Source organism: Aliivibrio sp. S10_S31 (genome assembly GCF_014694495.1).
Lineage (GTDB): Bacteria > Pseudomonadota > Gammaproteobacteria > Enterobacterales > Vibrionaceae > Aliivibrio > Aliivibrio fischeri.
In genome coordinates, this window is record NZ_JAAUWR010000020.1 from 65,404 (window position 1) to 88,715 (window position 23,312).

Genomic DNA, 23,312 nt, shown 5'->3' on the forward strand with positions numbered 1-23,312 from the left:
ACTTGGTTTTAATGGAGGTACAAGCACAAAATGCCGATGCTCAAAGGTTGTATTTCATTAAGGAGCTTCTACTCTATTTTTGAATTCATCAAACACTACCGCATTAAACTGTCTAGTTGACTTCACTAGTGAATTGAATGTAGCTACAGCTTGTTCAATTTCTGAAGTATTCTTCAGACCATTGATTATGGCAGGGTTAAGGTGCTCGACAAAAGGTAGTAAAACATCGATAATACTATCCCAGTTATCAGTTGCTTGTTTTGGCGAACACTTAACGCCAAAAGATATTCTAAAAAGATTGGGAACAGAACGATCTAAGATGCTTTCTAAGCAGTAAGCAATGGCATGTGTTGTGAGAAAGATAGCGCCACGTTGACGTAAAAACTTCAATGTTTTCTCTTCGTCACGAGTAAGAGAACTCTTAACTTGTAGTTGCTTTTTCTTTGATTCAATAGCTCGAACTAGACTATAACAACACACAATGTGCGCAGCCTTTGTATTGTCATTAAATAGTTTGTCATAAGACTTATTGTTTATCCAAATTCCTGCTTTTTTATTGTAAGCGGTAATTGGTTCTCCGTGAAAGGCGGCAAGAGCTTGGCCGACCGTGTATGAACCAAGTAAGTTAGGTCTTCTACGAATGATATCACTAGAACTACCTCGTCTTCCCCCCTCATACTCAGCATTTGGTATCAACGTAAACTCTTCTTTTAGTCTTTTTTGTATCTTATCTGTGCTTCTAAAATCAGCAGCCTCTACTTTATTTTGACTGTTGTTGAACCTTATAATACTTTCAACGAGATTTTCCGATGAACTATCGACCGCTATAAATCGAGCTTGAACCATCGCTTTTGGATCTGGTAATTTCTTCAAAGAGCCAATGGCTCCTGTAGTTTGAGCTCCGTTCACTATTGAAAGCCCCTGAGCTTCAATAGAATCACCATCTACAGTGTAAGAGTGAGTTAGTATTGTTAATCCATTGTTGAAAGCCCAAAAATCACCAGCATCGTTTTCTACAGTCCGCTTTATACCATTATTGATATTAGAGTCACTTTTCCGTGAACCTAAATAGTCTCGAATATTTGCAGAAAATATTTTTGTACGGTGCTTTTTGTATAAACGAGCAAGATCTCGTGCTTGAATAGCCGTTGAATAAGAAGACCAACCAGCTCCTGATATCTCATAGCCACCAATAGTAGATAAAGATATAGACTCATTTATTAGAATAGGAGTTTTACAATCTTCGTACCATTCTTGGATGGTATCGTTGCCCACTTCTTTGTGAACTACGTTCACTTTAGATTCGGGAAACTCTTGCTCCAGCATAGTCACAGCAGTGTGTTGAACAGTGACAAGCTCTGTTTCTACATGATGGGATTCAGGAAGGTTATGTACATACCAAATGTGGATGTTTTTGACTTCACCATTTTTGATCGATTGTCTGAGGTTTATTGCCGCAGACTTGATTCTTTCTGGAACATCATCAATATTCCTTTGAAGCAACCATGCTAGTCCAGTATTTAAGTCGCTAGCTTTATTTGAAGGTGCATTTTGCTTGTCTTTGCTCGTAAAGTAGCACTGACCAACTACGGCGTATTCTTCTTCAGGGTTTATAAAAACAATATCTAACTTCTTATCATCAGAGCCATCAGTAACAGCATCTACTCCTATACTTGCAAGATCATCTAAGCCAAATTTCAACCCTAAAGCAAACAAACCCAGAGCATTGTCATTATACTCAGATAGTTCCACTAAAGATTCATATGCTGTTTTCCACGTTGACATACCATTCCTTACTCACAGTAATATTTTGTTTAATATTATCATGATTGAATATGAAGAGTTAAAAGGAAAAACTCTCTGATTCACAAAACCAGAATTGATACCTAAACGCATTTTGGGGCATAACTGTTTTAGCTGGCAGTTTCGCTCTCTATTTGAATGCTGTGACTGAATCAGTAGTTATCCCTAACGATTAAGTGAATATTCATTCATGAGAGGGGCTAGGTGAAAACGTCAGATTGAACGGATAACATAGCTACTTACTCGACTAAATTGAAAAATTAATGATTTATCGTTCCGCTAGCATCTGAAGCGATGCGCTCCACTAAGTCGGACAACACTCACTATATTCAAAGCCTTAAATTGACAATATTTATCACTCAAGTTCGATATTAGGAAAATGCCGGAGTTTGAAAGAAAAGTACTTGATTCACTGCGGGAACCACTAGAATCTGGTGAGATAGTCATCTCACGCGCCGCGAGTAAAACACGTTTTCCTGCTCGTTTTCAATTGGTCGGAGCATTAAACCCAAGCCCTACGGGTTATTATGAAGGGAATCAAACTCGAACTAACCCGCAATTGATTTTACGTTACCTTAATCGAATATCTGGCCCCTTGTTAGATCGTTTTGATATGTCATTAGAAATACCACTATTGCCGAAGGGAACGCTAACCGAAGGTGGAGATAGAGGTGAAAGTACGCAAGAAGTAAAACATCGAGTTTTACAGGCTCGTGCTCGCATGTTAGAGCGTAATGGTAAAGTGAATGCGCTATTAGGAAGTCGAGAAATTGAAAAGCACTGCCCATTAGATAAAGAAGATGCTGCATTTTTAGAAAATACGCTACATCAGTTAGGATTATCTATTCGTGCTTATCATCGGATTATTAAGGTCGCGCGTACTATTGCTGATTTATCTGCGGAAGATAAAATTCAACGAATCCACTTAGCTGAAGCTGTTGGTTATCGAGCTATGGATCGATTATTAAAACAATTATCTGCACAAGCGGTCTAATCTATTAATTGAGATGTAATGAAAGATTACTCACAAAAGACGGCCTGACTTGTTATCATGTGGATAATATTCACTCTAATCTACAAATGAAGAGTTCTATGATTGCTAATATTAGGCTGGTTATCAGTGTATTACTTGTAATGCTAAATACAGCATTAACATCTTTAATTATCAGCTTCTTTGCAATAATTAAATTACTTCTTCCTTTTGGTATCGTGAAAAAAATTACGGTATCTATGGCGAATAAAACATTATGGGGATGGGCTACATTAAATCTGTGGATGCTTAATATTAATAATAATATTGAGTGGGAGATTGAAGACGGTGAAAGCTTATCTCAAGATAATTGGTATCTTTTGTTATCAAACCACGTGAGCTGGGCTGATATTGTTATTTTGTCTTCGGTAATGAAAGATAAAATACCTATGACTAAGTTCTTTTTGAAGTATGAGTTGCTTTATGTTCCTTTTGTGGGGCTTGCGTGTTGGGGAGCGGATATGCCATTTATGCGCCGAGATCCTGAACGTCGTGAAGATGATTTTAAAGCGATTCAAAAGTCTTGTGAAAACTTTCGAGCTGTTCCTACAACGGTGGTTAATTTTGTTGAGGGAACCCGAGCTACACCTGAAAAGCTAAAAGAAGCAAGAACACCTTACCAACATTTGTTTAAGCCAAAGGTTGGTGGTATCGCTTTTACTCTTTCAGCGATGGGTGAACTATTTGATGGGATTGTTGATGTCACACTTGCGTATCCTGATAACCAAGAATCACCATTTATCGATATGCTACAAGGGAAATTAACTAAAGTTGTTGTTCGTATTAACTTGCATCCAAATGATGAAAAAGTGAATGGCGATTACTTTGGAGATAAAACCTTTAAGCGTGGTTTTCATAAGTGGGTAAACGACTTATGGAAAGAAAAAGATGAATACCTTCAAGGTGTTTTAAAAACCAAAGAATAAAAAAAGGGAGCGATAATTTGCTCCCTTTTTATTTGTTTATTTTTTATTTTTTACTTTTTAAGTAACCAGTTTACTAACTCGTAGTACTCATCAGCGCTTTTGATTTTGCCCGTTTCAACAAGGTATTTGTTGTTAACGATTAATGCAGGAACACCAGTTAATCCACTGTCTTGGAATGATTTATCAAAACGGTTAACCATAGAGTTAATAGCAAAGCTATTGTATGTACCGTCGAATTCATCAGCGTTAACGCCTTCATCTAGGAAGATCTGACGAATTTCTTTTTCATTACGTGGTGGTTTGTTCATTGTATGGATACGGTTGAAGAAAACAGGAACCATTTTATCTTCGGTACCTAGAGAAACCATTGTTGCATAGGCTTTACTCATTGATAAGCCCATTGGTCCACCCATGAATGAAACGTGAGTTTTCTTAAACGTTGCATTATCTGGTAGTGTTTTCTTTAGACCCTGAATAAGCGGTTCAAAGCTATTACAATGTGGGCAGTAAAAAGAGAAAAATTCATTCACTGTCGGTGTTTTTGATTCAGGTAGGTCAAGAACTTTGTAGTAATCGCCTTCTGTAAAGTTTGCTGCATTTACTGAAAAACTCAGTACTAAAGCACCAAACAGTGCCATCATTTTCTTCATCATGTGTAACTCTCTCCAATCCATTTGTGATTAGTATTATATTTTACCATTGTGGCATCAGTTCTAAAGGTGCATCGTTTAATGCGGCTATTTGTTCTTTAAATCCGAGTACCTGACTTTCCCAGTATTTTGCGTCGGCAAACCATGGAAATGCAATAGGAAAAGCAGGATCTTGCCAACGTTTTGCAAGCCATGCCATGTAGTGCACCATTCGTAGACCACGTAAAGGTTCAATTAGTTTCAACTGGTTGTGGTCAAAATCGCAAAACTCAGAATAAGATTCCAACAAAATATCTAACTGAACAAGCTTATCTTGGCGATCACCATTTAACAGCATCCAGATATCTTGTGCGGCAGGGCCATTTCTGGCGTCATCTAAATCAACAAATAATGGACCATCACGCCATAAAATATTGCTAGGGTGACAATCACCGTGCAGTCGAATGGATTTACTTGGTTGCCAGTGTTGTTCGATTTGTTGAATCAACATATCCATATCAGAGAAAAAGCTATTTTCTAAATGTGTCGGGATAAACGAGCTGTTTTCTAATAGTTTTCTTGGTTGATACAAGTACTCATCTAGCCCTATTGTTGGACGATGTTGAAATAACTCGGATTCCCCTACTTTATGAATGCGGCCTAAAAAGCGTCCCACCCACTCTAATTGATCAAAATTATCGACCTCAAATGTGCGGCCTCCTAAGCTATCAAAAAGTGCAAACCAATAACCATTGGCTGAGTGTAGGGTTTTGCCGTTAATTTCCAATGGAGCAGCGATTGGAATATCTTGTTGAACAAGTTGTCGAGCAAATAAGTGTTCTTCAAGAATTTGCGCTTCAGACCAACGTTGTGGGCGATAAAACTTCACAACATAACGACGTCGTTCTTCGTCGGTAAATTGATAGACACGGTTTTCATAACTGTTTAAAGCAAGAAAACCTGACTCTGCTCTAATGCCGATATCAGCAAGAGCATTCCAGAGTAAATCAGGGGTAAGCGTACTGAAATTAAAAGCGTGTTCAGACATAGTCATTCTCAATAAAAAAGGCTCATTACGAGCCTTTTGTGTCAGTAATAAAGTGATTATAGCTTTTTAAAGAATCGACTTTCAGCTTTTATCACTTGGCCATCAGAATTCGTTATTTCAAATACAATTGTTGTGATGGTTTTATTTAATTCGGTTTCACTTGCTCCTAAGCTTATCGGTAAGCTTAATACCTCACCTGCTTTGACATTCACTCGTTGTGAACCATACCAAGTGAGATTATCAATGCCTGTTACATTGAGATCGTATTCTTGAGTTTGTTGGGTTTTATTAATGATTTTTAAGGTGTAAGTATTCTCGATTAAACCTGAACTGCTGATTCTTGCTAACTGGTTTCTATCGCGTAAAACATCTAGTCCCATAGGTTCTACCGTTGCTATTTGAGTGATAAATAGCCCTATCATCAGCAACATAACGACGCCATAACCAATTAACTTTGGACGCAGAACATGAGTTTTATGTCCTGCTAATTTATGTTCAGTGGTATAGCTGATAAGGTTTTTGTTATATTTCATCTTATCCATGGTTTCGTTACACGCATCAATACAAGCGCCACAGTTAATGCATTCATATTGCAGACCATCACGAATATCAATACCAGTTGGACAGACCTGCACACATAAATTACAGTCAATACAGTCGCCTAATCCTAATTCTTTTGGATCTTTTTTGCGTGAACGAGGGCCACGAGCTTCTCCTCGTTTTGGATCATAACCAACAATATAAGTGTCTTTATCAAACATGGCTGACTGGAAACGAGCGTAAGGACACATATGCAAACAAACGATTGAACGCATCCACCCTGCGTTTCCATAAGTACAGCCGGCAAAGAAAAGAACCCAAAATGCAGGTAAAAAATCACTATTTAAGGTAAAAAAATCAACAACGAGTTCTTTTACAGGAACAAAATAACCGACAAAAGTAATGCCAGTGGCAATAGCAATAGCAATCCATGCGAGGTGTTTGAGTGTCTTTCGAAGAAACAAGTTTGATGTCATTTTCATTTGGTCTTGTTTACGACGTTTGTTAGCTGACCCTTCTAATTTTTCTTCAAACCAAATGTACATGAAAGTCCAAACGGTTTGCGGACATAAATAACCACACCATACTCGTCCTAAAAAAGTGGTGATAAAAAACAACCCGAAGGCCGCTATCACAAAAAGAAGCGCGAGAAGAGTCAGGTCTTGAGGGAAAAGAGTCGTACCAAAGAAGCTAAACTGCTGATTTCCAATATCGAGTAAAATAGCTTGGCGGTCACCAAAGGAAATCCAAGGAGTGAGAATAAATAAGGCAAGCAGAAACCATGCTCCATAGCGGCGCAATTTCTGGAAGGTTCCTTTGCTTTGACGAACATAAATTCCAGAGCTTGGATTAAAGCGATCACTACTGGATTTATGGGTCTTAGGGTTAAATTGCTTTGGAGTCACATCCTTGATGTCTATTTTTTCCTGACTCATTATTCTTCCTAAATATTATTATTATGGTACCAAGTGAGTAATGTTGAGCATTATTTTTTACTTGGTAACTAGATGACATTGCGGATGAATTATAGCCTGATGACTAAAAGGAATACGTAAGAAGGTTCAAATTTAGTTAAAAAAGTGTGTTTTATTTGATAGGAAACCGATCTGGTTCGGTGACAAACCAGATCATAGCATGGTGAGTTACTTATAAAATCCCACGAGCTTTTAGAATTGCGGTTTTAAAATCATCTTCTTGGTCTTTAGCAAGACCTGGGATCATTTCTGTTTTTTCGCTATTTCGCATTTTTAGATGATAGATTAGAACATCATCAGTAAGGTCTTCTAACTTACCTTCATATTTTGTTTCTTCTGCAAGTTTTACAATAAACTGCATAAGATTGAGTTCTGGTTCTTTTTTCCATTCAGGGTGAATTAATTCGATTAATTCATTTACGCGGTGACATTTCATTGAGCATTCTCCTTATAATTATTAGGGTTAGTATATATCAGTTATAAGGGATGTTAATACCAGTTAGAGTAAGTAAATGATCGGATTCTCATGTAGAAAAAAGTGCTTTTTAAAAAAGAAAAAGCGCAACCAATAGGCTACGCTTTTAAATTATGCCGCACATGAAACTTCTTTTTCAGTTTCTGTTTTTTCTGAAACCACTAAAGTCATTTCAGGTACGTTCTTTTTCGCAACAGCTGCTTTTACAAAGTGGCTGCGACGACGATCCACGCTATGTGTTGAAGCAGAGCGTGAGAACCTGACAGTCATAGGACGCATTATCTATCTCTATAGTCAGGCACTTCCTTGGCCAAATTAATGACCTAACTATTTATGAGTTACATCAAGGTGAAACTCTTTTTAGCTTTCGCCAATCCAAATAAATAGTCAGGATTATGTGTTTAAAAAACACCCTATAAGGGTAACATAAACTGTCAATTAGTCGAGGTGCATCTCAGCGTAATTATGATAACTGAGCAATAATAAGAGAATAAAACATGGATTGGTTAGGAGATAAAAATGTCTTTTTTTAAAAAAACGTTAGCGTCATTAGGCATTGGTTCTGCAAATGTGGATACGATCATTCACCATGAAGTTTTGATACCAGGGCAAAAAGCTCAAGTAACTATTGAAGTTACTGGCGGTGCAACGGCTCAAGATATTGATAATATTGATTTGAAATTATGTTGTCAGTACAAAAAAGAAGTTCATCGTAAAAGCGAAAATGGCTCACAAACCCAAATTATTAAGCAAACTCATGTGCTGGCGGATTGGAGTTTGCCTTATGCATTTACGATAGAGCCAAAGCAAGAACGTAAATTTGAATTTGAATTGGATCTCCCACTAAATACACCAATTACGATTGGGGATGCCAAAGTGTGGGTTCAAACAGGGTTAGATATTTCTCTTGGTTTAGATCCAACAGATAAAGACCCTATTACTGTTCGTCCTGATGATATCTTTGATGGTGTATTAACCGCTTTAGAAACTGAAGGCTTGCGGATCCGTCAGGTTGAATGTGAGCACGTTAAAGGGTTTGATTTACCTTTTGTGCAAGAGTTTGAGTTTGTGCCTTTTGATGGCCCTTATCATGGTAGTTGGCGAGAGCTTGAAATGATTGCTCATAGAACAGCGGATGAGCTGCAATTATGGTTTGAGATAGACAGAAGGCATAAAGGTGGTGCGTTAGGTTTATTATCCTCAATGCTTGGACGTGGTGAGTTAAAAAGAAAATTAAGCCTACCAACCCGCTTAACGCCAGAAGAAGCAGGAAAGCAAGTAATTGATTTCTTAAATCAAACCACTTAATTGATAAATTTGATGAAAAAATGACACATTTAAGCTTACAACTGTACGCTTAAATGTGTCATACTGATCTTATCGAGTAATCACTCTATGAGATAATTATGTCTACCTCCGCTCCATATTCCAAAAAAGAAGAATTAGCGAACAGTTTAAGCCATGCTTTAGGGATGGTTTTTGGTGTTGTTGCTTTAATCTTATTGCTTTTAAAAGCCAATGCAGCTAATGCGGATTGGCTAACCATAACCAGTATGTCTGTTTATGGTGCGAGTATTATTTTACTTTTTTTAGCGTCGACGCTTTACCATTCTATTGCTGCACCTAAAGCGAAAAGATTATTAAAAACTTTGGATCATTGTGCGATTTTTCTTTTGATTGCGGGTAGCTATACGCCCTATTTATTGGTGAGTTTGAGAACACCATTAGCCTACTGGTTGATGGGTGTGATTTGGGCTATTGCGCTTATTGGTATTATTGGAAAAATTGTATTTGTATATCGATTTAAAAAATTATCGCTAATTACCTATCTCATAATGGGATGGTTATCAGTGATTGCTGTGTATCAATTGGTTATTCATATCGATATTAACGGTGTGATTTTGCTGGGACTTGGTGGTGTGATTTATTCTTTAGGGGTTATTTTTTATGTCGCCAAAAAGATCCCATATAACCATGCTATTTGGCACTTATTTGTATTAGGTGGCTGTGTTACTCAATTCTTGTCGATTTATTATTACGTAAAGCCAGTTTAATACCAGCTTAGAAATAAAAATGGCCTAGTAGAAATACTAGGCCATTTTTCATTGTTACTGCGTTAAATTTAATATTAACCCTTCCAAAAGGCTGGGAAGAATAAAACCAATACGGTTAAAATTTCTAATCGCCCCATCAACATTCCAATGCTGAGTATCCATTTTGCCGTATCTGGTAGTGTTGCAAAGTTACCTGTTGGACCAACAATATGCCCCATACCTGGACCTGCGTTAGCAACTGCAGTAACGGCACTGGTGATACTCGTTACGGGATCAAGCCCTAAGCTACCTAATAACGCAGAGATAATGATGATGGTTAATAGGAAGGTAAAGACAAGCGCAACAACCGAACGTGCAATGTCATCGGTTACTGGACGGCCATTATAACGTTGAACAAAGATCCCTGATGGGTGGATCAGTTTCATCATCTGCTTATTCAACATGGTGGAGGCGATTTGAAAGCGGAAGATTTTTATACCACCCGCTGTCGAACCTGAACATGCACCTGTTAGCATAACAAAAGCAAAGATGATGGCAGGGAATGCCCCCCACGATGTAAAGTCATCCAAACCAAAACCCGTTGTAGTCACAACAGAAACAATATTAAACACAGAGACTCGTAACGCATCCATAATGGCATAGTCATTATGAATCACTAACCAAATCGCAACTAATAAGCTGGTGATTAATACTAATTTTAGAAAACCAACGACCTGAGCATCTTTAAAGAGAACTTTGGGATCGCGCTTTTTAAGTACTTGAATGAAGAGTAAGAAAGGCAAACCACCTGCAAACATAAAGAATGATGCTACCCAGTGAGTGCTATTTGAAAAACGATTCATTGAACTATCAGAGGTGGAATATCCTCCTGTGGATAGCGTGGTAAATGCGTGGTTTATGGCTTCAAACGGCGTCATTCCTGTCACTAAATAGCTTAAGAAACACAGCAAGGTTAAGCTTAAATATACATTCACTATGTATTTGGCGACATATTTGGTTCTTGGGGCGCTTTTATCTGACCAATCAGAAGATTCCGTTTGGAACAGTCGCATACCACCGACATTGAGCATAGGTAAGATGGCTACTGCCATTACAATAAAGCCTACACCACCTAGCCACTGTAGCGTTGAACGCCATAATAAAATGCTTGGTGCCATATCATCTAACCCACTGAGCACCGTTGAACCTGTCGTTGTGATGCCTGACATGGTTTCAAAGTAAGCGTCGGTAAAGCTGATGTGGTTAATAAACACAAAAGGGAGTGCGGCAAAAGCGCTTGCAATGGTCCACACAAGTGTTGTTATTAAAAACATATCCCGCACGTTCATTTTAAACTGTTTGCTGCGGCCCAAAGTTAAACAAGCAAATGCCACTATGTGAGTAATGGCAACCGCTTGTCCAAATTCGATAAAACCACCAGTACCTGTAAACAGTGCTACGAGTGTCGGGATATACATAAATAGGGCAAGTTTTGATAAAACAAGCCCTATTACAAATAGGATCGGTTTGTAGTTAACCATAATTATAAGAAGAACGGACTCGGTTGGAATAAGCGTTCTACATCCTGAACGTATTTCTTATCCACTAGGAACATAACAACGTGATCATCCTGCTCTATCACGGTCTTATCGTGGGCGATTAATACTTCTTCACCTCGAACAATTGCACCAATGGTTGTGCCCGGTGGTAGTTTTATGTTTTGAACTTCTCTACCAACGACTTTTGATGTGGTTTCATCACCATGTGCAATGGCTTCAATCGCTTCGGCTGCACCACGACGAAGAGATGATACGTTAACGATATCAGCACGACGAACATGCGTTAATAGCGCTGAAATTGTCGCTTGTTGTGGTGAGATAGCCACATCAATAACGCCACCCTGTACTAAATCCACATAAGCGCCACGTTGAATCAATACCATGACTTTTTTAGCGCCCATGCGTTTTGCTAGCATGGCTGACATGATATTGGCTTCATCTTCGTTAGTGACAGCGATGAACACATCAACTTGATCTATGTGTTCTTCACTCAGTAACTCTTGGTCTGCAGCATCACCACAAAATACAATACTTTCTTCAAGCAGCTCAGATAACTCTTCTGCTCGTTTCATATTACGTTCAATCAGTTTAACGCTGTAGTTTTGTTCTAAGCGTCTCGCAAGACCTGCGCCGATATTACCGCCACCAACAATCATAATTCGTTTGTATGGGCGCTCTAAACGTTGTAACTCACTCATTACTGCACGGATATGGTTACTTGCTGCAACGAAGAATACTTCATCGTCAGCTTCGATAACGGTCGTTCCCTGAGGACGAATTGGTCGGCCTTGACGGAAAATAGCCGCAACACGAGTATCAATATGAGGCATGTGATCACGAAGTGCGGATAATGCATTACCAACTAGAGGGCCACCATAATAGGCTTTAACAGCAACAAGACTTACTTTCTTCTCAGCAAAGCTGGCTACCTGAAGCGCGCCTGGGTATTCGATTAAGCGTTCGATGTACCCTGTTACTAGTTCTTCTGGTGCGATCAAATGATCAACTGGAATCGCATCAGATTGGAAAAGGCGCTCTTTTTCTCTTAAATATTCAGGAGAACGAATACGAGCAATACGGTTTGGTGTATTAAATACAGTAAATGCAATTTGACAGGCGATCATGTTCGTTTCGTCGGAATTAGTGACGGCAACTAACATATCAGCATCTTGTGCACCGGCTTCTCTTAATGTATCTGGGTGACTAGCAAACCCTTGAACTACACGTAAATCGTATTTATCTTGCAACTCACGCAGTCGTTCAGATCTCTTATCAACAACCGTAATATCGTTGTTTTCGCCCACCAAGTTCTCAGCTAATGTGCCGCCCACTTGACCCGCACCTAAGATGATGATTTTCATACCGTTTGCTCGCTCGTATTCCGATTAGGCTTTTTGTAGAACGGCGTAGTAGAAGCCGTCCATATTCTCTTCACCTGGAAGAATTTGACGTCCTGGTTTTTCAGGATCTGTATTATCAATTAATGTTGCATCACTTGTACGTGCTAAAAACGCTTTTACTTGATCGCAGTTTTCTAAAGGCGTAATTGAACAAGTCGCATAAACCATGGTGCCGCCAGATTTTAACTGTAACCACATAGCGTCAAAGATTTCACTTTGCAGTTCAGCCAGTGCTTTAATATCTTCTGCACGACGTAACCACTTGATGTCTGGGTGACGACGAATAACCCCTGTTGCAGAACAAGGTGCGTCCAATAAAATGCGGTCAAATTGTTCGCCTTTCCACCATTCTTCTGGGTGGCGTGCATCACCACAAATAACTTGTGCTTTAAGGTTTAAACGCTCTAAGTTTTCATAAACTCGTTTTAAACGTGTTTCATCACAATCAATAGCAACCACATTTGTATCTTGTGTGCGTTCTAAAATGTGCGCTGTTTTACCACCAGGAGCCGCACAGCAATCAAGAATTAATTCGCCATTTTGAGGTTGTAGGTACTCTGCTGATAATTGAGCTGCTGCATCTTGTACCGATACCCAACCTTGTTCAAAGCCAGGAAGAGTATATACATCACGCGCTTTATCTAATAACAGAGCATCTGTTGCTTGGCTGTGTGGCGTAACGCTGATTTCTTCTTTTTCAAGTAGAGCTATATACTCATCACGAGTGTGATGTTGGCTATTAACACGTAGCCACATTGGTGCTTTACTGTTATTGGCTTCAACAATAGTTTCCCATTGTTCTGGGTAGGCTTGTTGTAGCATTTTCAATAACCAGCCCGGATGACCATATTTACCTGAGTCATGGCTTACTGATTTTGCATCCAATTCTTCTTGGCTACGTTGATAATTACGTAATACCGCGTTGATCAGTCCACGTAGTTTTGGACCTTTTAAATTCTTTGTACCTTCAACGGTTTCCGCTACTGCTGCGTGTGCAGGAATACGCATGAAACTCAGTTGGTAAATACCCACAAGAATTAGATGATGGAATACTCGTTGTTTTCCCTTTAATGGCTTATCCATTAATGATTGAGCAACAGACTCTAAACGAGGAAGAAAGCGCAGTACGCCATAGCAGATCTCTTGCAGTAAAGCTTGGTCACGAGGTTTGATCTCAGATTGAGCTTTTGGAAGCGCTGAAGAGAGAGAATGACCCTGATCGACAACTTGATAAATAACTTTGGCTGCCGCAGCACGAACGTTCATGTCATCACCTAAAATATGGTTGGCAAAAATAAAAAGGCAAATACGATATTTGCCATTTAAAAACGAAGGTGGCAATTATGCCACCTTTTTATATTTTTGAAGAATTAGTTAAGGGTATTACCCACTTCAAACCATTCTTTGCGAGAATTCAAAATATCTTGAACACCCATTGCTTTTTTTCCAGGTACTTGCAGTTGTTCAAAGACAATTGCATCTGAACCTGTCGCAACATAAATGCCCGTTTTATCCGCTTGGATAATGGTGCCTGGTGTTGCATCTCCGGTATAGCTTTCAACACGAGATTGCCATACTTTAATGGCTTTATCTTCAACAGAGAAGTGACTCATTGGCCATGGGTTAAAAGCACGAACACAGCGTTCAATAGCAATTGCATCCATTGTCCAATCAATCTTTGCTTCTTCTTTGCTTAGTTTTTTCGCGTAATTAGCCAGTTCATCATCTTGTTTTTGTGCAATAGCAGAGCCATCAGCAATATCAGATAAACAATCAACTAAAGCGATTGGACCTAGTTCAGCTAATTTGTCGTACATTGAGGCGCTTGTATCGGTTGCTTCGATAGGCAAAGTTGCAATCTTCAGCATATCGCCAGTATCTAAACCAATATTCATTTGCATGATAGTTACGCCAGTCTCGGCGTCACCTGCCCAAATAGAGCGTTGAATAGGTGCAGCACCACGCCAACGAGGAAGAATCGAGCCATGAACGTTAATGCAACCTAATTTTGGTGTATCTAACACCGCTTGTGGTAGCAGTAAGCCATAAGCAACCACAACCATTAAATCAGCATTTTGGTCAGCAAGCTCTTGCTTTGCTTCGTCACTCTTAAAGTTTTCAGGCTGGAACACAGGAATATTGTGCTCAAGCGCCAGCTCTTTTACTGGGCTTGCTGTTAGCTTTTTACCACGACCTGCTGGGCGATCAGGTTGAGTGTATACGCCAATCACTTCATGGTGAGAGTCGATAAGTGCTGATAAATGGCGAGCAGCGAAATCGGGTGTGCCCGCAAAAATAATGCGTAATGGTTTGCTCAAATTAACCTCGGTATCAATTACTGATTTTTAGCGTTGAATTTTTTGATTTTCTCTAGTTTTTCTTTAATACGCTTACGCTTTAGAGGCGATAAGTAATCAACGAATAACTTGCCATCAAGGTGATCCAGTTCGTGCTGAACACAGATAGCTAATAAATCATCAGCATCAAAGCTAAATTCATTACCATCGCGGTCAAGAGCGCTAACTGATACCTCTGCTGAGCGAGGAACAAGTCCTTTAGCTCCAGGAACAGACAAACAGCCTTCTTCAATACCATCATCACCACTTTTTTGTGTGATAACAGGATTGATTAGAACCATTGGTTCGTCACGAGTTTCAGAAACATCAATCACAACGATACGTTGGTGAAAATCGACTTGTGTAGCAGCAAGGCCAATACCTTCTTCGTCGTACATGGTTTCAATCATGTCATCGACAAATTTTTGGATTTCAGGTGTTACTGCTTCTACCGGTTTTGCTACGGTACGTAGACGGTCATCCGGGAACGTTAATACTTCTAATAAAGCCATAAATACTCAAAATGTTGAACTGCGCCGAAAACGGCATAAACCTAATAGTTCCAATTCTAGACATTTTATTGAGCAAATGACAGCATCGGTTGGTATGTCTGACAAGGAAAGCGGACCATGTTAAAAAAAACACTCATTTTTTCGTCATTAATTAGCGCAATTTTATTTTCATCACCATCAATATCAAGTGATGATAAATTGGTTTTAAAACAAGATTATCCGGAACAATACACCGTTAAAAAAGGGGATACTCTCTGGGATATTTCGGCGTTATTTTTAGATAGTCCTTGGTTTTGGCCAAAATTATGGAAAATTAACCCAGATATAAATAATCCTCACTTAATTTATCCTGGAGATGAATTAACGTTAAGTTGGCACAATGGTAATCCGGTATTAAGTGTTAAACCGCTTAAAAAATTGTCGCCTAAAATGCGTAAGGTGGTAAAAGAGCCAGTTCCTACCTTACCCACTAGCTTAGTAGTGCCTTATTTACAGTCAGATCGTTTAATTGATGATGTGAATTACCAAACGTCTTACCGAGTACTTGGAACCAGTGATGGTCGTAAATTTTTAAGTTCGAGTGAAAGAGTGTACGTTGATGCTGAGCTATCGCATAAAGAATGGGGTATATACCGAGTCGTTAATGAATTTTCTCGTCAGGATGACAAAGCTTCATCTTATGCCCTTCGTCTTGTTGGTGTCGCTGAGTTAGCCGAAAGCAATGAAGATATGAGTGGATTAAAAATCATTAAACAGCAACAAGAAATTGCGATTAATGATGTGGTTTTACCTATTTCTTCAGATGAAATAAAAACAGAATTAACCACAACGTTTTACCCTCAACCTGCACCAAAAGATATTGATGTTTCCATACTTGGTTCCATTGATGGTGGTGAATACTTAGCGGTTAATCAAGTTGCAGTGATAGATAAAGGCAGTAATGACGGCTTATTGCAAGGAAGTATGTTTTCTTTGAAAGAGGAAGGAAACATTGTTAATGGCAATAAAGGCGAGTATTACTATGAAGTTGATAAAGACACCAAGAAAAAAGGCATTCAATTACCTCAAACGGAAATTGGTGAATTAATCGTTATTAGACCTTATGAAAAATTTAGCTTAGCACTCATTACAAAAAGTGAAATGCCAATACACAAAGGTGTTATAGCGGTTTCTCCTGATGAGGAATAAATAACGTTATGTCCATTTCCGAAGAACATCTGTCGGCTTGGCTAACCTTATGCTTTTGTCCTAGAGTAGGCGGGAAGATCATGTCCCGTTTACTCAGTGTTGATTCAGCTGAAAATATTCTGCAATACAATGATGAGCAATTACAGGCTTTAGGTCTCTCATCATCTCAAATATCCTATCTAAAGCAGACGGCAAATAAGCAGGTTGAAACCTGTTTGACTTGGCAAGAAAAGAGTTCTGAACATACGATATTGCCATTAACTGACCCTAGATACCCTAAATTGTTGTCTGAGATTAGCGCTCCACCTCCAGTGTTGTTTGTTAAGGGGGATGCTCTCTGTTTATCTGAGCCACAAGTGGCTATTGTCGGGAGCCGAAATGCCAGTCTGGAAGGATTGGATTGTGCCAAAGAGTTTGCTCGTTCTATTGTTCAGCATAATTATGTTGTAACTAGCGGTCTTGCTCTTGGTGTCGATGGATATGCACATCATGGTGCAATAGAAGCAAAAGGAAAAACCATTGCTGTTCTTGGTTCTGGTCTAGAAAAGATATACCCAGCCAAGCATCGCTCCTTAGCTCAGAGAGTGAGTGAAAATGGCGCCTTAGTTTCTGAGTTTAGGCCTGATGCTCCACCAAGAGCGGATAACTTTCCACGACGCAATCGAATCATTAGTGGTTTATCAACAGGGGTTCTTGTTGTTGAAGCGGCAGAGCGTTCAGGGTCTTTAATTACAGCAAGATATGCAAATGAACAAGGACGAGAGGTATTTGCTTTACCTGGTTCTATTCAAAACCCAACAGCTCAAGGTTCGAATGGTTTAATTAAATCTGGAGCAACATTAGTATCTTCTCCTGATGATATTTTTAATGAAATAGGAGCTCTGACTGAGTGTGCACTATCTCATCAACCATCACTTTTCGAACAAGAAGTTATCACAGAACAATTGCCATTTCCTGAAGTGTTCGCTACCGTAGGCGGTGAGGCGACGCCTGTCGATATAATCGCAGAGCGGTGTCAGATGCCTGTACATGAAATCATGATGCAATTACTTGAATTAGAGTTGCAAGGTTTCATCGCTGCAGTCCCAGGGGGTTACATTAAAAAGCGGAGGGGCTAGCCATGATGGATGTTCTGATGTATCTATTTGAAACATATATCCATAGTGATGTTGAACTGAATGTAGAACAAGAAAAATTAGAAGATGAATTGCTAAAAGCAGGCTTTCACCAAGAAGCAGTATATAAAGCGTTAGATTGGTTAGAAGATCTGGCTCGTTTACAAGATACGGACGAGCACGCTCGTGTTGCAACAGGAACGTCAACGTCAATGCGAATTTATACTCAACAAGAAATTGATGGGATAAATACGGCATGTCGTGGTTTTTTACTTTTCTTAGAACAAATTAAAGTACTTACTAGCGAAACTCGTGAAATGGTAATTGAGCAAGTAATGGCTTTAGAAACGGATGAACTGTCATTAGATGATCTAAAGTGGGTTGTTCTAATGGTATTGTTTAATGTTCCAGGACAGGAAAGCGCTTATACACAGATGGAAGAATTATTGTATACCTCTGATGTAGGCTTGACTCACTAAGGCTGAGAGAATGTCTGGAAAGATTGATAAAGAATTATTTCAAGCGCATGAGCATGCGTTAGAGCATGAAATATGCCCTCAATGTAACGGTGAACTAAGTATCCGTTATGGAAAAAGAGGTCCATTTTTAGGTTGTCAAAATTACCCTGAATGTGACTATATTCGTCCATTAAAAAGTAATGATGGTCATGTAGTGAAAGAGTTAGGGATCCCATGCCCTCAATGTGAAAGTGAATTGGTGTTGAGACAAGGCCGATATGGAATGTTTATCGGTTGTTCTGCATATCCATCATGTACTCACATTGAATCTTTAGAACAAAAGAAAGAGTCGTCGCAAGCAGAAACGGTTTGCCCTAGTTGTCATAAAGGACATTTACAAGAGAAACAATCTCGTTTTGGTAAATCATTTTACGCGTGTGATGCCTACCCTGCTTGTCGTTTTGCGGTTAATTTAGAGCCACAGCAAGGGTGTTGCCAAAAATGTGGTTTTGAGTTGCTCTTAAAAAAAGAAACAGCGGCAGGAACTCGTTTAATCTGTGCTGATAAAAAATGTGCAGAAGTTCAGAGCCAATCAGAGTAACTTAATCACAAGTATTAAGTTACTCATACCCTGAGATTTAAGAAAGAGCTTTAAAGGCTTGTTTATCTAAAATATTTGCAAGTTTAGAAAGCTCTTTTTGTAGCATTTCAGGGGAGTCGGCACACACGTTAATATGGCCCATTTTTCTACCCGCTCGCTTCTCTTTTCCATACCAATGAATATGGCAATTCGGCATTGTTAATATTTCATCTGGTAAGCTATCTTCACCTAAAATATTAATCATCGCAGTTGAGCGAAGTAATTGATTACCCGTTAATGGTAAGTTGCATACCGCTCGAATGTGCATTTCAAATTGGCAAATATCGGTCCCTTGTTGAGTCCAGTGCCCCGAATTATGTACACGAGGAGCAATTTCATTTACAAGTAATTTTCCGTCTACATCGAAAAACTCAATAGCAAGCACTCCGATATAATTAAGTTCATCAGCGATAGCGGTAAACATTTCATCGGCTTGTTGTTGTAAATTACTTGTCCCTTCTAAAGCGGTTGATAAAGCAAGAACACCATCGACATGAACATTTTCAGTCAGTGGGTAAGTCACCATTTGACCGTTTTTATTACGAGCGCCAATGAGTGAAACTTCACGGTTAAATGGAATAAATTGTTCTGCAACTATTGCTTGATTTGGAGAGCTTTTAATTAACTCATCCATTTCTTCCCAAATAGAATCAACTTGTGATACGTCTTTTAAGCGCCATTGACCTTTTCCATCATAACCGCCTAACGCACTCTTCAATACCATAGGGATCCCTACGGTATCGATGGCATTCAGAAAGTCCTGTTTAGTATTGATATTATGGTATTTGGCATTTGCAACATGCGCGTTATCTAATAATTTTTTTTCAAGGCGGCGATCACCACCTGCTTTTATTGCATCAGGCGTTGGTTGAAATTTTCCACTTACACTACAAATATCTAGAATATGATGAGGAATATGTTCAAACTCAGCCGTAATAACATCGACTTGTTTAATGGCTTGTTCTAATGATAAATCAATCGGCTGTTGAGTTAATGGATGTACAATTTGTTGGCTATTAACATCATAAGCGATCACATCAATATTTAATGGAGCACTAGCTAAAGACATCATTCGTGCTAATTGACCTGAACCTAAAATAAGAACATTCATGATTAATCCTCTGATGGATCTGGGTTCTCTAACACCATTTCAGTTTGTTCTTTACGGAAAGCTTCAACCGCAGCCATTACTTCTTCGTTTGATGTTCCAATGATTTGAGCTGCAAGGATACCCGCATTAGCCGCTCCCGCTTCACCTATCGCAAGAGTACCAACAGCAATACCTTTTGGCATCTGTACAATTGAAAGTAATGAATCCATACCTTTAAGTGCACGAGATTGTACTGGAACACCTAAAACAGGAACACTTGTGAATGCTGCTGCCATTCCAGGAAGGTGTGCTGCACCACCCGCACCTGCGATAATTACTTTGATGCCACGATCTTTTGCTTGAGTTGCATAATCGGCAAGTAACTGAGGTGTTCTATGAGCAGAAACCACTTTTGTCTCATAAGGCACATTAAAGCGGTCAAGCATCTCAGCGGCTAGTTTCATTGTTGGCCAGTCTGATTTTGAACCCATGATAATACCGACTTTCATTGTGAACTCCTTAAATAAAGATATTGGCAATATAGAAAAGTTATCCGCATTATACGGTTATTTTTTATTAAGGAAAACGTTTGCGTAAGGAAAAGCTAAACTTATTAATGAATGATGACAATTCAAAAAAGGAAAGCGGTTGTGTGATTTGAGTAGATCAATAGAATAGATACTATATATAGAAGAGAGTGGTATTAATATGAAGAATCTAAATCAAGTCGTAGATGCCTTGAAGCAAGGGAATGTTATCGCTTATCCGACCGAAGGTGTTTTTGGTGTTGGTTGCGATCCTGATAACGAACAAGCGTTACTAAATTTATTGGATGTAAAAAAGAGACCAAAAGAAAAAGGATTAATTTTGATTGCTGCATCTATAGAGCAATTATTACCTTATATCGATTTAGAACAATTAACAGAAGAGCAAGTAAATACCATTAAAGCATCATGGCCAGGTCCTGTGACTTGGATTGTTCCAGTTAAAACAAGCACATTACCTTTAGTTACTGGGCAATTTGATAGTATTGCTGTCAGAGTAACAGCTCATCCTCAAGTGAAAGCTATTTGTAATGCATTCGGTAAACCTATTACTTCAACGAGTGCTAACCTTTCAGGATTGGAGCCTTGTCGAAGTGTCGCTGAAGTTGAAGCTCAACTAGGGGATACGGGGGTGGTCATTTTTCAAGGTGAAGTAGGTAATCGGACTCAACCTACTGAAATTCGTGATGCGAAAACAGGTAATACGCTGCGTCAGGGGTAATGCATCAATGATTGGTTTAAGGTAAGGTTACTCACATCATTTTAGTTCTTTCATTGCAGGGAATATTTTTACATGGACAAGTATGCCGTTTTTGGTAATCCGATTAAACACAGCAAATCACCTTTTATTCATACCCTATTTGCTCGTCAAACAATGCAGGATTTAGAATATTCAGCAATTGAAGCACCAATAAACGGTTTTGTTGAGTCAGTAACAGCGTTTTTTTCTCAACAAGGAAAAGGCTGCAATGTAACAGTCCCTTTTAAAGAGGAAGCGTTTCAGTTTGCTGATCAATTAACAGAAAGAGCAAAACTCGCAGGAGCTGTAAATACACTTAAAAAATTGGATGATGGCATTATTTTAGGTGATAACACCGATGGCGAAGGGTTAGTTCAAGACTTATTGCAGTACCAAGTACCTTTAGAAGATAAACACATTTTATTAATTGGTGCTGGTGGCGCAGCTCGTGGCGTTATTCTTCCTTTGTTAAAACAAAATCCAGCTTCTATTACGCTTGTTAATCGAACTTATGAAAAAGCAAAACAACTTGCGGAACTGTTTTCTCCTTATGGAAGGATAGAAGTAAAAAAGATGAGTGATATTAATAAAGGGTTTGATGTCATTATCAATTCAACATCAGCAAGCTTATCTGGGGAGCTTCCTCAGATTGATCCTGTCATATTCTCAGGTGGTGCGATTAGCTATGACATGATGTATGGCTCTGGTAAAACCATCTTTAATCAATGGGCATTAGAAAATGATGCTTACCAAGCTTATGATGGATTAGGAATGCTAGTTGGTCAGGCTGCAGAAAGCTTTACTGTATGGAGAGGGCTACGTCCAGGTAGTAAACAAATTTTGCGTGAATTACGAAAGAACTTAGAAGGTATGTAATGAATCAGTCGATTCTCTTTTCAGACGATTTAACCGTAGAACTAGAAAAGCAGCGTGTGCGTTTTTCAGCACAACAAATGGGAAGCTTAATTAACTGTTCAGTTTCATTCTCATGGCTTGAAGAAGAAAGTGGTGAATCTATTTGCCATCATGATAAAGCGAATGAGGTTTTTAACCAGTTACGCTTTGATATAGAAGAGAAAGCTGAAGCATTGATTGAAGATGAAGAATTCAATGCTTCAGGAGAGATTGAAATTAATTAATTTCTTCTTCTATATAGTCATTCTTAAAATTAACGTAATTTAATGCAGATTTTTTAAGTGATACAATTTCCTCTATAGATAGAGGGCGAACTTGTTTTACTGGGCTACCTATATAAAGGTAGCCACTTTCAAGACGCTTGTTTGGTGGAACAAGAGAGCCAGCACCAATCATTACATCTGCCTCAATATAAGCGTTGTCTAGAATAATGCTTCCCATTCCAACAAGAACTCGGTCTTCAATTACGCAACCATGCAACATAACTTTGTGACCAATAGTGACATCATTGCCAATAACTAAAGGTGCACCTTTTGGGTTCTCAGGGTTTTTATGGGTAACATGCAAAACTGAACCATCTTGAATATTTGTTCTATCGCCAATAGAAATACTATTTACATCACCTCTAGCAACAACCAAAGGCCAAACACTAGAGTCTTGGCCAATAGTAATTTCTCCAATTAATACAGAAGAGGTATCTATATAAGTATTAGAGCCGATTGAAGGAAAGTTTGATTTATAGCGTCGTAATGAAGAAATCATAGAATAAACCTCAAAAATGATAATTTAGTGTTAATAATATGCGTTATAAAAGATAATTTAGCACCGATTTGTATGGACTTTAACCATAAAAACAAAAAAACGATTTTTTTTGAAAAAAGGGCTTGCTAATGTGATCTAACTCTCTATAATGCGACCTCACTGACACGGAGAGCCCATCCCATAAGGGGTTAGCAACCAAGGTCAGAACGGCAATTAAAAATTTAGTTTCAAATAAGTGCTTGACACTGAAACTTAAATCGATAAAATGACCGTCCTCTTCACAGAAAAGCGGAAACGCTTTGAAAAGTAGAAGAAAAGCTCTTTAACAATTAGAAACCTATTAATCTGTGTGGGCACTTGTGAATTGATAATCAACAAATTATCAATGAGCTGAGTAACTACACAAAATTACTTTTATGTAACAATCAGTATTAATCATTGAGTCGGTTTTGTTTCTGCTGAAACAAACCAAAAAAACTTTAATTGAAGAGTTTGATCATGGCTCAGATTGAACGCTGGCGGCAGGCCTAACACATGCAAGTCGAGCGGAAACGACTTAACTGAACCTTCGGGGAACGTTAAGGGCGTCGAGCGG

Annotated in this window: 24 protein-coding genes, 1 rRNA gene and 1 pseudogene; 12 read left to right on the forward strand and 14 right to left on the reverse strand. The window is 38.8% G+C overall.

Annotated features, from left to right (window positions below):
- Positions 1-57: 57 nt before the first annotated feature.
- Positions 58-1,785: an AIPR family protein gene (locus HC728_RS16095; RefSeq protein WP_190395752.1), complete on the reverse strand. Its 1,728-nt coding sequence runs from the start codon at positions 1,783-1,785 to the stop codon at positions 58-60.
- A 394-nt stretch (positions 1,786-2,179) separates the two neighbouring features.
- Here HC728_RS16095 and HC728_RS16100 point away from each other — a divergent pair.
- Both HC728_RS16100 and HC728_RS16105 read left to right on the forward strand, forming a co-directional pair.
- Positions 2,180-2,797: pseudogene (locus HC728_RS16100) on the forward strand (ATP-binding protein); the annotation flags it as partial.
- A gap of 98 nt (positions 2,798-2,895) precedes the next feature.
- Positions 2,896-3,759, forward strand: coding sequence for an acyltransferase (locus tag HC728_RS16105; RefSeq protein ID WP_170618933.1), 864 nt, complete (start codon positions 2,896-2,898; stop codon positions 3,757-3,759).
- 50 nt (positions 3,760-3,809) lie between these two features.
- On the opposite strand, the gene HC728_RS16110 is transcribed toward HC728_RS16105, so the two are convergent.
- From HC728_RS16110 to HC728_RS16130, 5 genes are all read right to left on the reverse strand, one after another.
- The gene (locus HC728_RS16110) at positions 3,810-4,409 is read right to left on the reverse strand and encodes a thiol:disulfide interchange protein DsbA/DsbL (RefSeq protein ID WP_190395757.1); all 600 of its coding nucleotides are present in this window, start codon (positions 4,407-4,409) and stop codon (positions 3,810-3,812) included.
- A gap of 43 nt (positions 4,410-4,452) precedes the next feature.
- Positions 4,453-5,436: a serine/threonine protein kinase gene (locus HC728_RS16115; protein WP_005421552.1), complete on the reverse strand. Its 984-nt coding sequence runs from the start codon at positions 5,434-5,436 to the stop codon at positions 4,453-4,455.
- 56 nt (positions 5,437-5,492) lie between these two features.
- Positions 5,493-6,911 (reverse strand): cytochrome c oxidase accessory protein CcoG, encoded by a 1,419-nt coding sequence (ccoG, locus tag HC728_RS16120; protein WP_190395753.1) that lies wholly within the window; start codon positions 6,909-6,911, stop codon positions 5,493-5,495.
- Between the two features lie 211 nt (positions 6,912-7,122).
- Complete coding sequence (locus tag HC728_RS16125) at positions 7,123-7,386, reverse strand: YihD family protein (protein ID WP_005421548.1); 264 nt, start codon at positions 7,384-7,386, stop codon at positions 7,123-7,125.
- Positions 7,387-7,536: 150 nt separating this feature from the next.
- Positions 7,537-7,695 carry a hypothetical protein gene (locus tag HC728_RS16130; protein ID WP_162010809.1) on the reverse strand — a complete coding sequence of 53 codons (159 nt, stop codon included), beginning with the start codon at positions 7,693-7,695 and terminating at the stop codon, positions 7,537-7,539.
- Between the two features lie 249 nt (positions 7,696-7,944).
- Between HC728_RS16130 and HC728_RS16135 the strand changes: the two genes are divergently transcribed.
- On the forward strand, positions 7,945-8,733 hold the full coding sequence (locus HC728_RS16135) for a sporulation protein (protein ID WP_065622381.1): 789 nt from the start codon (positions 7,945-7,947) through the stop codon (positions 8,731-8,733).
- Between the two features lie 98 nt (positions 8,734-8,831).
- On the forward strand, positions 8,832-9,479 hold the full coding sequence (locus HC728_RS16140) for a hemolysin III family protein (RefSeq protein WP_065622380.1): 648 nt from the start codon (positions 8,832-8,834) through the stop codon (positions 9,477-9,479).
- A 74-nt stretch (positions 9,480-9,553) separates the two neighbouring features.
- Here the strand turns inward: HC728_RS16140 and HC728_RS16145 are convergent, their stop codons facing one another.
- The 5 genes from HC728_RS16145 to def all read right to left on the reverse strand — a co-directional run bounded on the left by HC728_RS16145 (position 9,554) and on the right by def (position 15,265).
- On the reverse strand, positions 9,554-10,999 hold the full coding sequence (locus HC728_RS16145; protein ID WP_190395754.1) for a TrkH family potassium uptake protein: 1,446 nt from the start codon (positions 10,997-10,999) through the stop codon (positions 9,554-9,556).
- A 2-nt stretch (positions 11,000-11,001) separates the two neighbouring features.
- Positions 11,002-12,378 carry a Trk system potassium transporter TrkA gene (gene trkA / locus HC728_RS16150; protein ID WP_065597168.1) on the reverse strand — a complete coding sequence of 459 codons (1,377 nt, stop codon included), beginning with the start codon at positions 12,376-12,378 and terminating at the stop codon, positions 11,002-11,004.
- A 24-nt stretch (positions 12,379-12,402) separates the two neighbouring features.
- Entirely contained in the window at positions 12,403-13,683 is a 1,281-nt protein-coding gene (rsmB, locus tag HC728_RS16155; RefSeq protein WP_041941421.1) for a 16S rRNA (cytosine(967)-C(5))-methyltransferase RsmB, read from the reverse strand.
- 104 nt (positions 13,684-13,787) lie between these two features.
- Positions 13,788-14,735: a methionyl-tRNA formyltransferase gene (fmt, locus tag HC728_RS16160; protein ID WP_065597169.1), complete on the reverse strand. Its 948-nt coding sequence runs from the start codon at positions 14,733-14,735 to the stop codon at positions 13,788-13,790.
- A 17-nt stretch (positions 14,736-14,752) separates the two neighbouring features.
- Complete coding sequence (gene def, locus HC728_RS16165; RefSeq protein WP_011262885.1) at positions 14,753-15,265, reverse strand: peptide deformylase; 513 nt, start codon at positions 15,263-15,265, stop codon at positions 14,753-14,755.
- A gap of 117 nt (positions 15,266-15,382) precedes the next feature.
- On the opposite strand from def, the gene HC728_RS16170 reads away from it, so the two are divergent.
- The 4 genes from HC728_RS16170 to HC728_RS16185 are packed head-to-tail and all read left to right on the forward strand — an operon-like array spanning position 15,383 to position 18,627.
- Complete coding sequence (locus HC728_RS16170) at positions 15,383-16,453, forward strand: LysM peptidoglycan-binding domain-containing protein (RefSeq protein ID WP_012532709.1); 1,071 nt, start codon at positions 15,383-15,385, stop codon at positions 16,451-16,453.
- Between the two features lie 14 nt (positions 16,454-16,467).
- Positions 16,468-17,571, forward strand: coding sequence for a DNA-processing protein DprA (gene dprA, locus HC728_RS16175; protein ID WP_026029198.1), 1,104 nt, complete (start codon positions 16,468-16,470; stop codon positions 17,569-17,571).
- Between the two features lie 2 nt (positions 17,572-17,573).
- Positions 17,574-18,047 (forward strand): DUF494 family protein, encoded by a 474-nt coding sequence (locus HC728_RS16180; RefSeq protein ID WP_005421519.1) that lies wholly within the window; start codon positions 17,574-17,576, stop codon positions 18,045-18,047.
- Positions 18,048-18,057: 10 nt separating this feature from the next.
- The gene (locus HC728_RS16185; RefSeq protein ID WP_017018073.1) at positions 18,058-18,627 is read left to right on the forward strand and encodes a type I DNA topoisomerase; all 570 of its coding nucleotides are present in this window, start codon (positions 18,058-18,060) and stop codon (positions 18,625-18,627) included.
- 37 nt (positions 18,628-18,664) lie between these two features.
- Here HC728_RS16185 and HC728_RS16190 read toward each other — a convergent pair whose 3' ends face one another.
- Positions 18,665-19,777: a 5-(carboxyamino)imidazole ribonucleotide synthase gene (locus tag HC728_RS16190; protein WP_190395755.1), complete on the reverse strand. Its 1,113-nt coding sequence runs from the start codon at positions 19,775-19,777 to the stop codon at positions 18,665-18,667.
- Positions 19,778-19,779: 2 nt separating this feature from the next.
- Positions 19,780-20,265, reverse strand: coding sequence for a 5-(carboxyamino)imidazole ribonucleotide mutase (purE, locus tag HC728_RS16195; RefSeq protein WP_005421516.1), 486 nt, complete (start codon positions 20,263-20,265; stop codon positions 19,780-19,782).
- A 199-nt stretch (positions 20,266-20,464) separates the two neighbouring features.
- Here purE and HC728_RS16200 point away from each other — a divergent pair, with 199 nt between their 5' ends.
- The 3 genes from HC728_RS16200 (at position 20,465) to HC728_RS16210 (ending at position 22,179) form a co-directional block, all read left to right on the forward strand.
- Positions 20,465-21,022, forward strand: coding sequence for a Sua5/YciO/YrdC/YwlC family protein (locus HC728_RS16200; protein WP_012532755.1), 558 nt, complete (start codon positions 20,465-20,467; stop codon positions 21,020-21,022).
- A gap of 72 nt (positions 21,023-21,094) precedes the next feature.
- Positions 21,095-21,916 (forward strand): shikimate dehydrogenase, encoded by an 822-nt coding sequence (aroE, locus tag HC728_RS16205; RefSeq protein WP_065641503.1) that lies wholly within the window; start codon positions 21,095-21,097, stop codon positions 21,914-21,916.
- A complete protein-coding gene (locus HC728_RS16210) occupies positions 21,916-22,179 on the forward strand; it encodes a DUF1488 domain-containing protein (protein WP_017018070.1) in 264 nt (87 codons plus the stop codon). The genes aroE and HC728_RS16210 overlap by 1 nt, the downstream gene beginning before the upstream one ends.
- On the opposite strand, the gene HC728_RS16215 is transcribed toward HC728_RS16210, so the two are convergent.
- On the reverse strand, positions 22,172-22,714 hold the full coding sequence (locus HC728_RS16215) for a gamma carbonic anhydrase family protein (RefSeq protein WP_176703411.1): 543 nt from the start codon (positions 22,712-22,714) through the stop codon (positions 22,172-22,174). The two genes, HC728_RS16210 and HC728_RS16215, sit on opposite strands and share 8 nt — an antisense overlap.
- Before the next feature lie 483 nt (positions 22,715-23,197).
- On the opposite strand from HC728_RS16215, the gene HC728_RS16220 reads away from it, so the two are divergent.
- A 16S ribosomal RNA gene (locus HC728_RS16220) occupies positions 23,198-23,312 on the forward strand; the annotation flags it as partial.

Bases quoted from the DNA above. Each gene is read 5' to 3' on its own strand.
- HC728_RS16095 (WP_190395752.1), bottom strand. From the start codon at position 1,785: ATGTCAACGTGGAAAACAGCATATGAATCTTTAGTGGAACTATCTGAG.
- HC728_RS16105 (WP_170618933.1), top strand. From the start codon at position 2,896: ATGATTGCTAATATTAGGCTGGTTATCAGTGTATTACTTGTAATGCTA.
- HC728_RS16110 (WP_190395757.1), bottom strand. From the start codon at position 4,409: ATGAAGAAAATGATGGCACTGTTTGGTGCTTTAGTACTGAGTTTTTCA.
- HC728_RS16115 (WP_005421552.1), bottom strand. From the start codon at position 5,436: ATGTCTGAACACGCTTTTAATTTCAGTACGCTTACCCCTGATTTACTC.
- ccoG (WP_190395753.1), bottom strand. From the start codon at position 6,911: ATGAGTCAGGAAAAAATAGACATCAAGGATGTGACTCCAAAGCAATTT.
- HC728_RS16125 (WP_005421548.1), bottom strand. From the start codon at position 7,386: ATGAAATGTCACCGCGTAAATGAATTAATCGAATTAATTCACCCTGAA.
- HC728_RS16130 (WP_162010809.1), bottom strand. From the start codon at position 7,695: ATGACTGTCAGGTTCTCACGCTCTGCTTCAACACATAGCGTGGATCGT.
- HC728_RS16135 (WP_065622381.1), top strand. From the start codon at position 7,945: ATGTCTTTTTTTAAAAAAACGTTAGCGTCATTAGGCATTGGTTCTGCA.
- HC728_RS16140 (WP_065622380.1), top strand. From the start codon at position 8,832: ATGTCTACCTCCGCTCCATATTCCAAAAAAGAAGAATTAGCGAACAGT.
- HC728_RS16145 (WP_190395754.1), bottom strand. From the start codon at position 10,999: ATGGTTAACTACAAACCGATCCTATTTGTAATAGGGCTTGTTTTATCA.
- trkA (WP_065597168.1), bottom strand. From the start codon at position 12,378: ATGAAAATCATCATCTTAGGTGCGGGTCAAGTGGGCGGCACATTAGCT.
- rsmB (WP_041941421.1), bottom strand. From the start codon at position 13,683: ATGAACGTTCGTGCTGCGGCAGCCAAAGTTATTTATCAAGTTGTCGAT.
- def (WP_011262885.1), bottom strand. From the start codon at position 15,265: ATGGCTTTATTAGAAGTATTAACGTTCCCGGATGACCGTCTACGTACC.
- HC728_RS16170 (WP_012532709.1), top strand. From the start codon at position 15,383: ATGTTAAAAAAAACACTCATTTTTTCGTCATTAATTAGCGCAATTTTA.
- HC728_RS16180 (WP_005421519.1), top strand. From the start codon at position 17,574: ATGATGGATGTTCTGATGTATCTATTTGAAACATATATCCATAGTGAT.
- HC728_RS16185 (WP_017018073.1), top strand. From the start codon at position 18,058: ATGTCTGGAAAGATTGATAAAGAATTATTTCAAGCGCATGAGCATGCG.
- HC728_RS16190 (WP_190395755.1), bottom strand. From the start codon at position 19,777: ATGAATGTTCTTATTTTAGGTTCAGGTCAATTAGCACGAATGATGTCT.
- purE (WP_005421516.1), bottom strand. From the start codon at position 20,265: ATGAAAGTCGGTATTATCATGGGTTCAAAATCAGACTGGCCAACAATG.
- HC728_RS16200 (WP_012532755.1), top strand. From the start codon at position 20,465: ATGAAGAATCTAAATCAAGTCGTAGATGCCTTGAAGCAAGGGAATGTT.
- aroE (WP_065641503.1), top strand. From the start codon at position 21,095: ATGGACAAGTATGCCGTTTTTGGTAATCCGATTAAACACAGCAAATCA.
- HC728_RS16210 (WP_017018070.1), top strand. From the start codon at position 21,916: ATGAATCAGTCGATTCTCTTTTCAGACGATTTAACCGTAGAACTAGAA.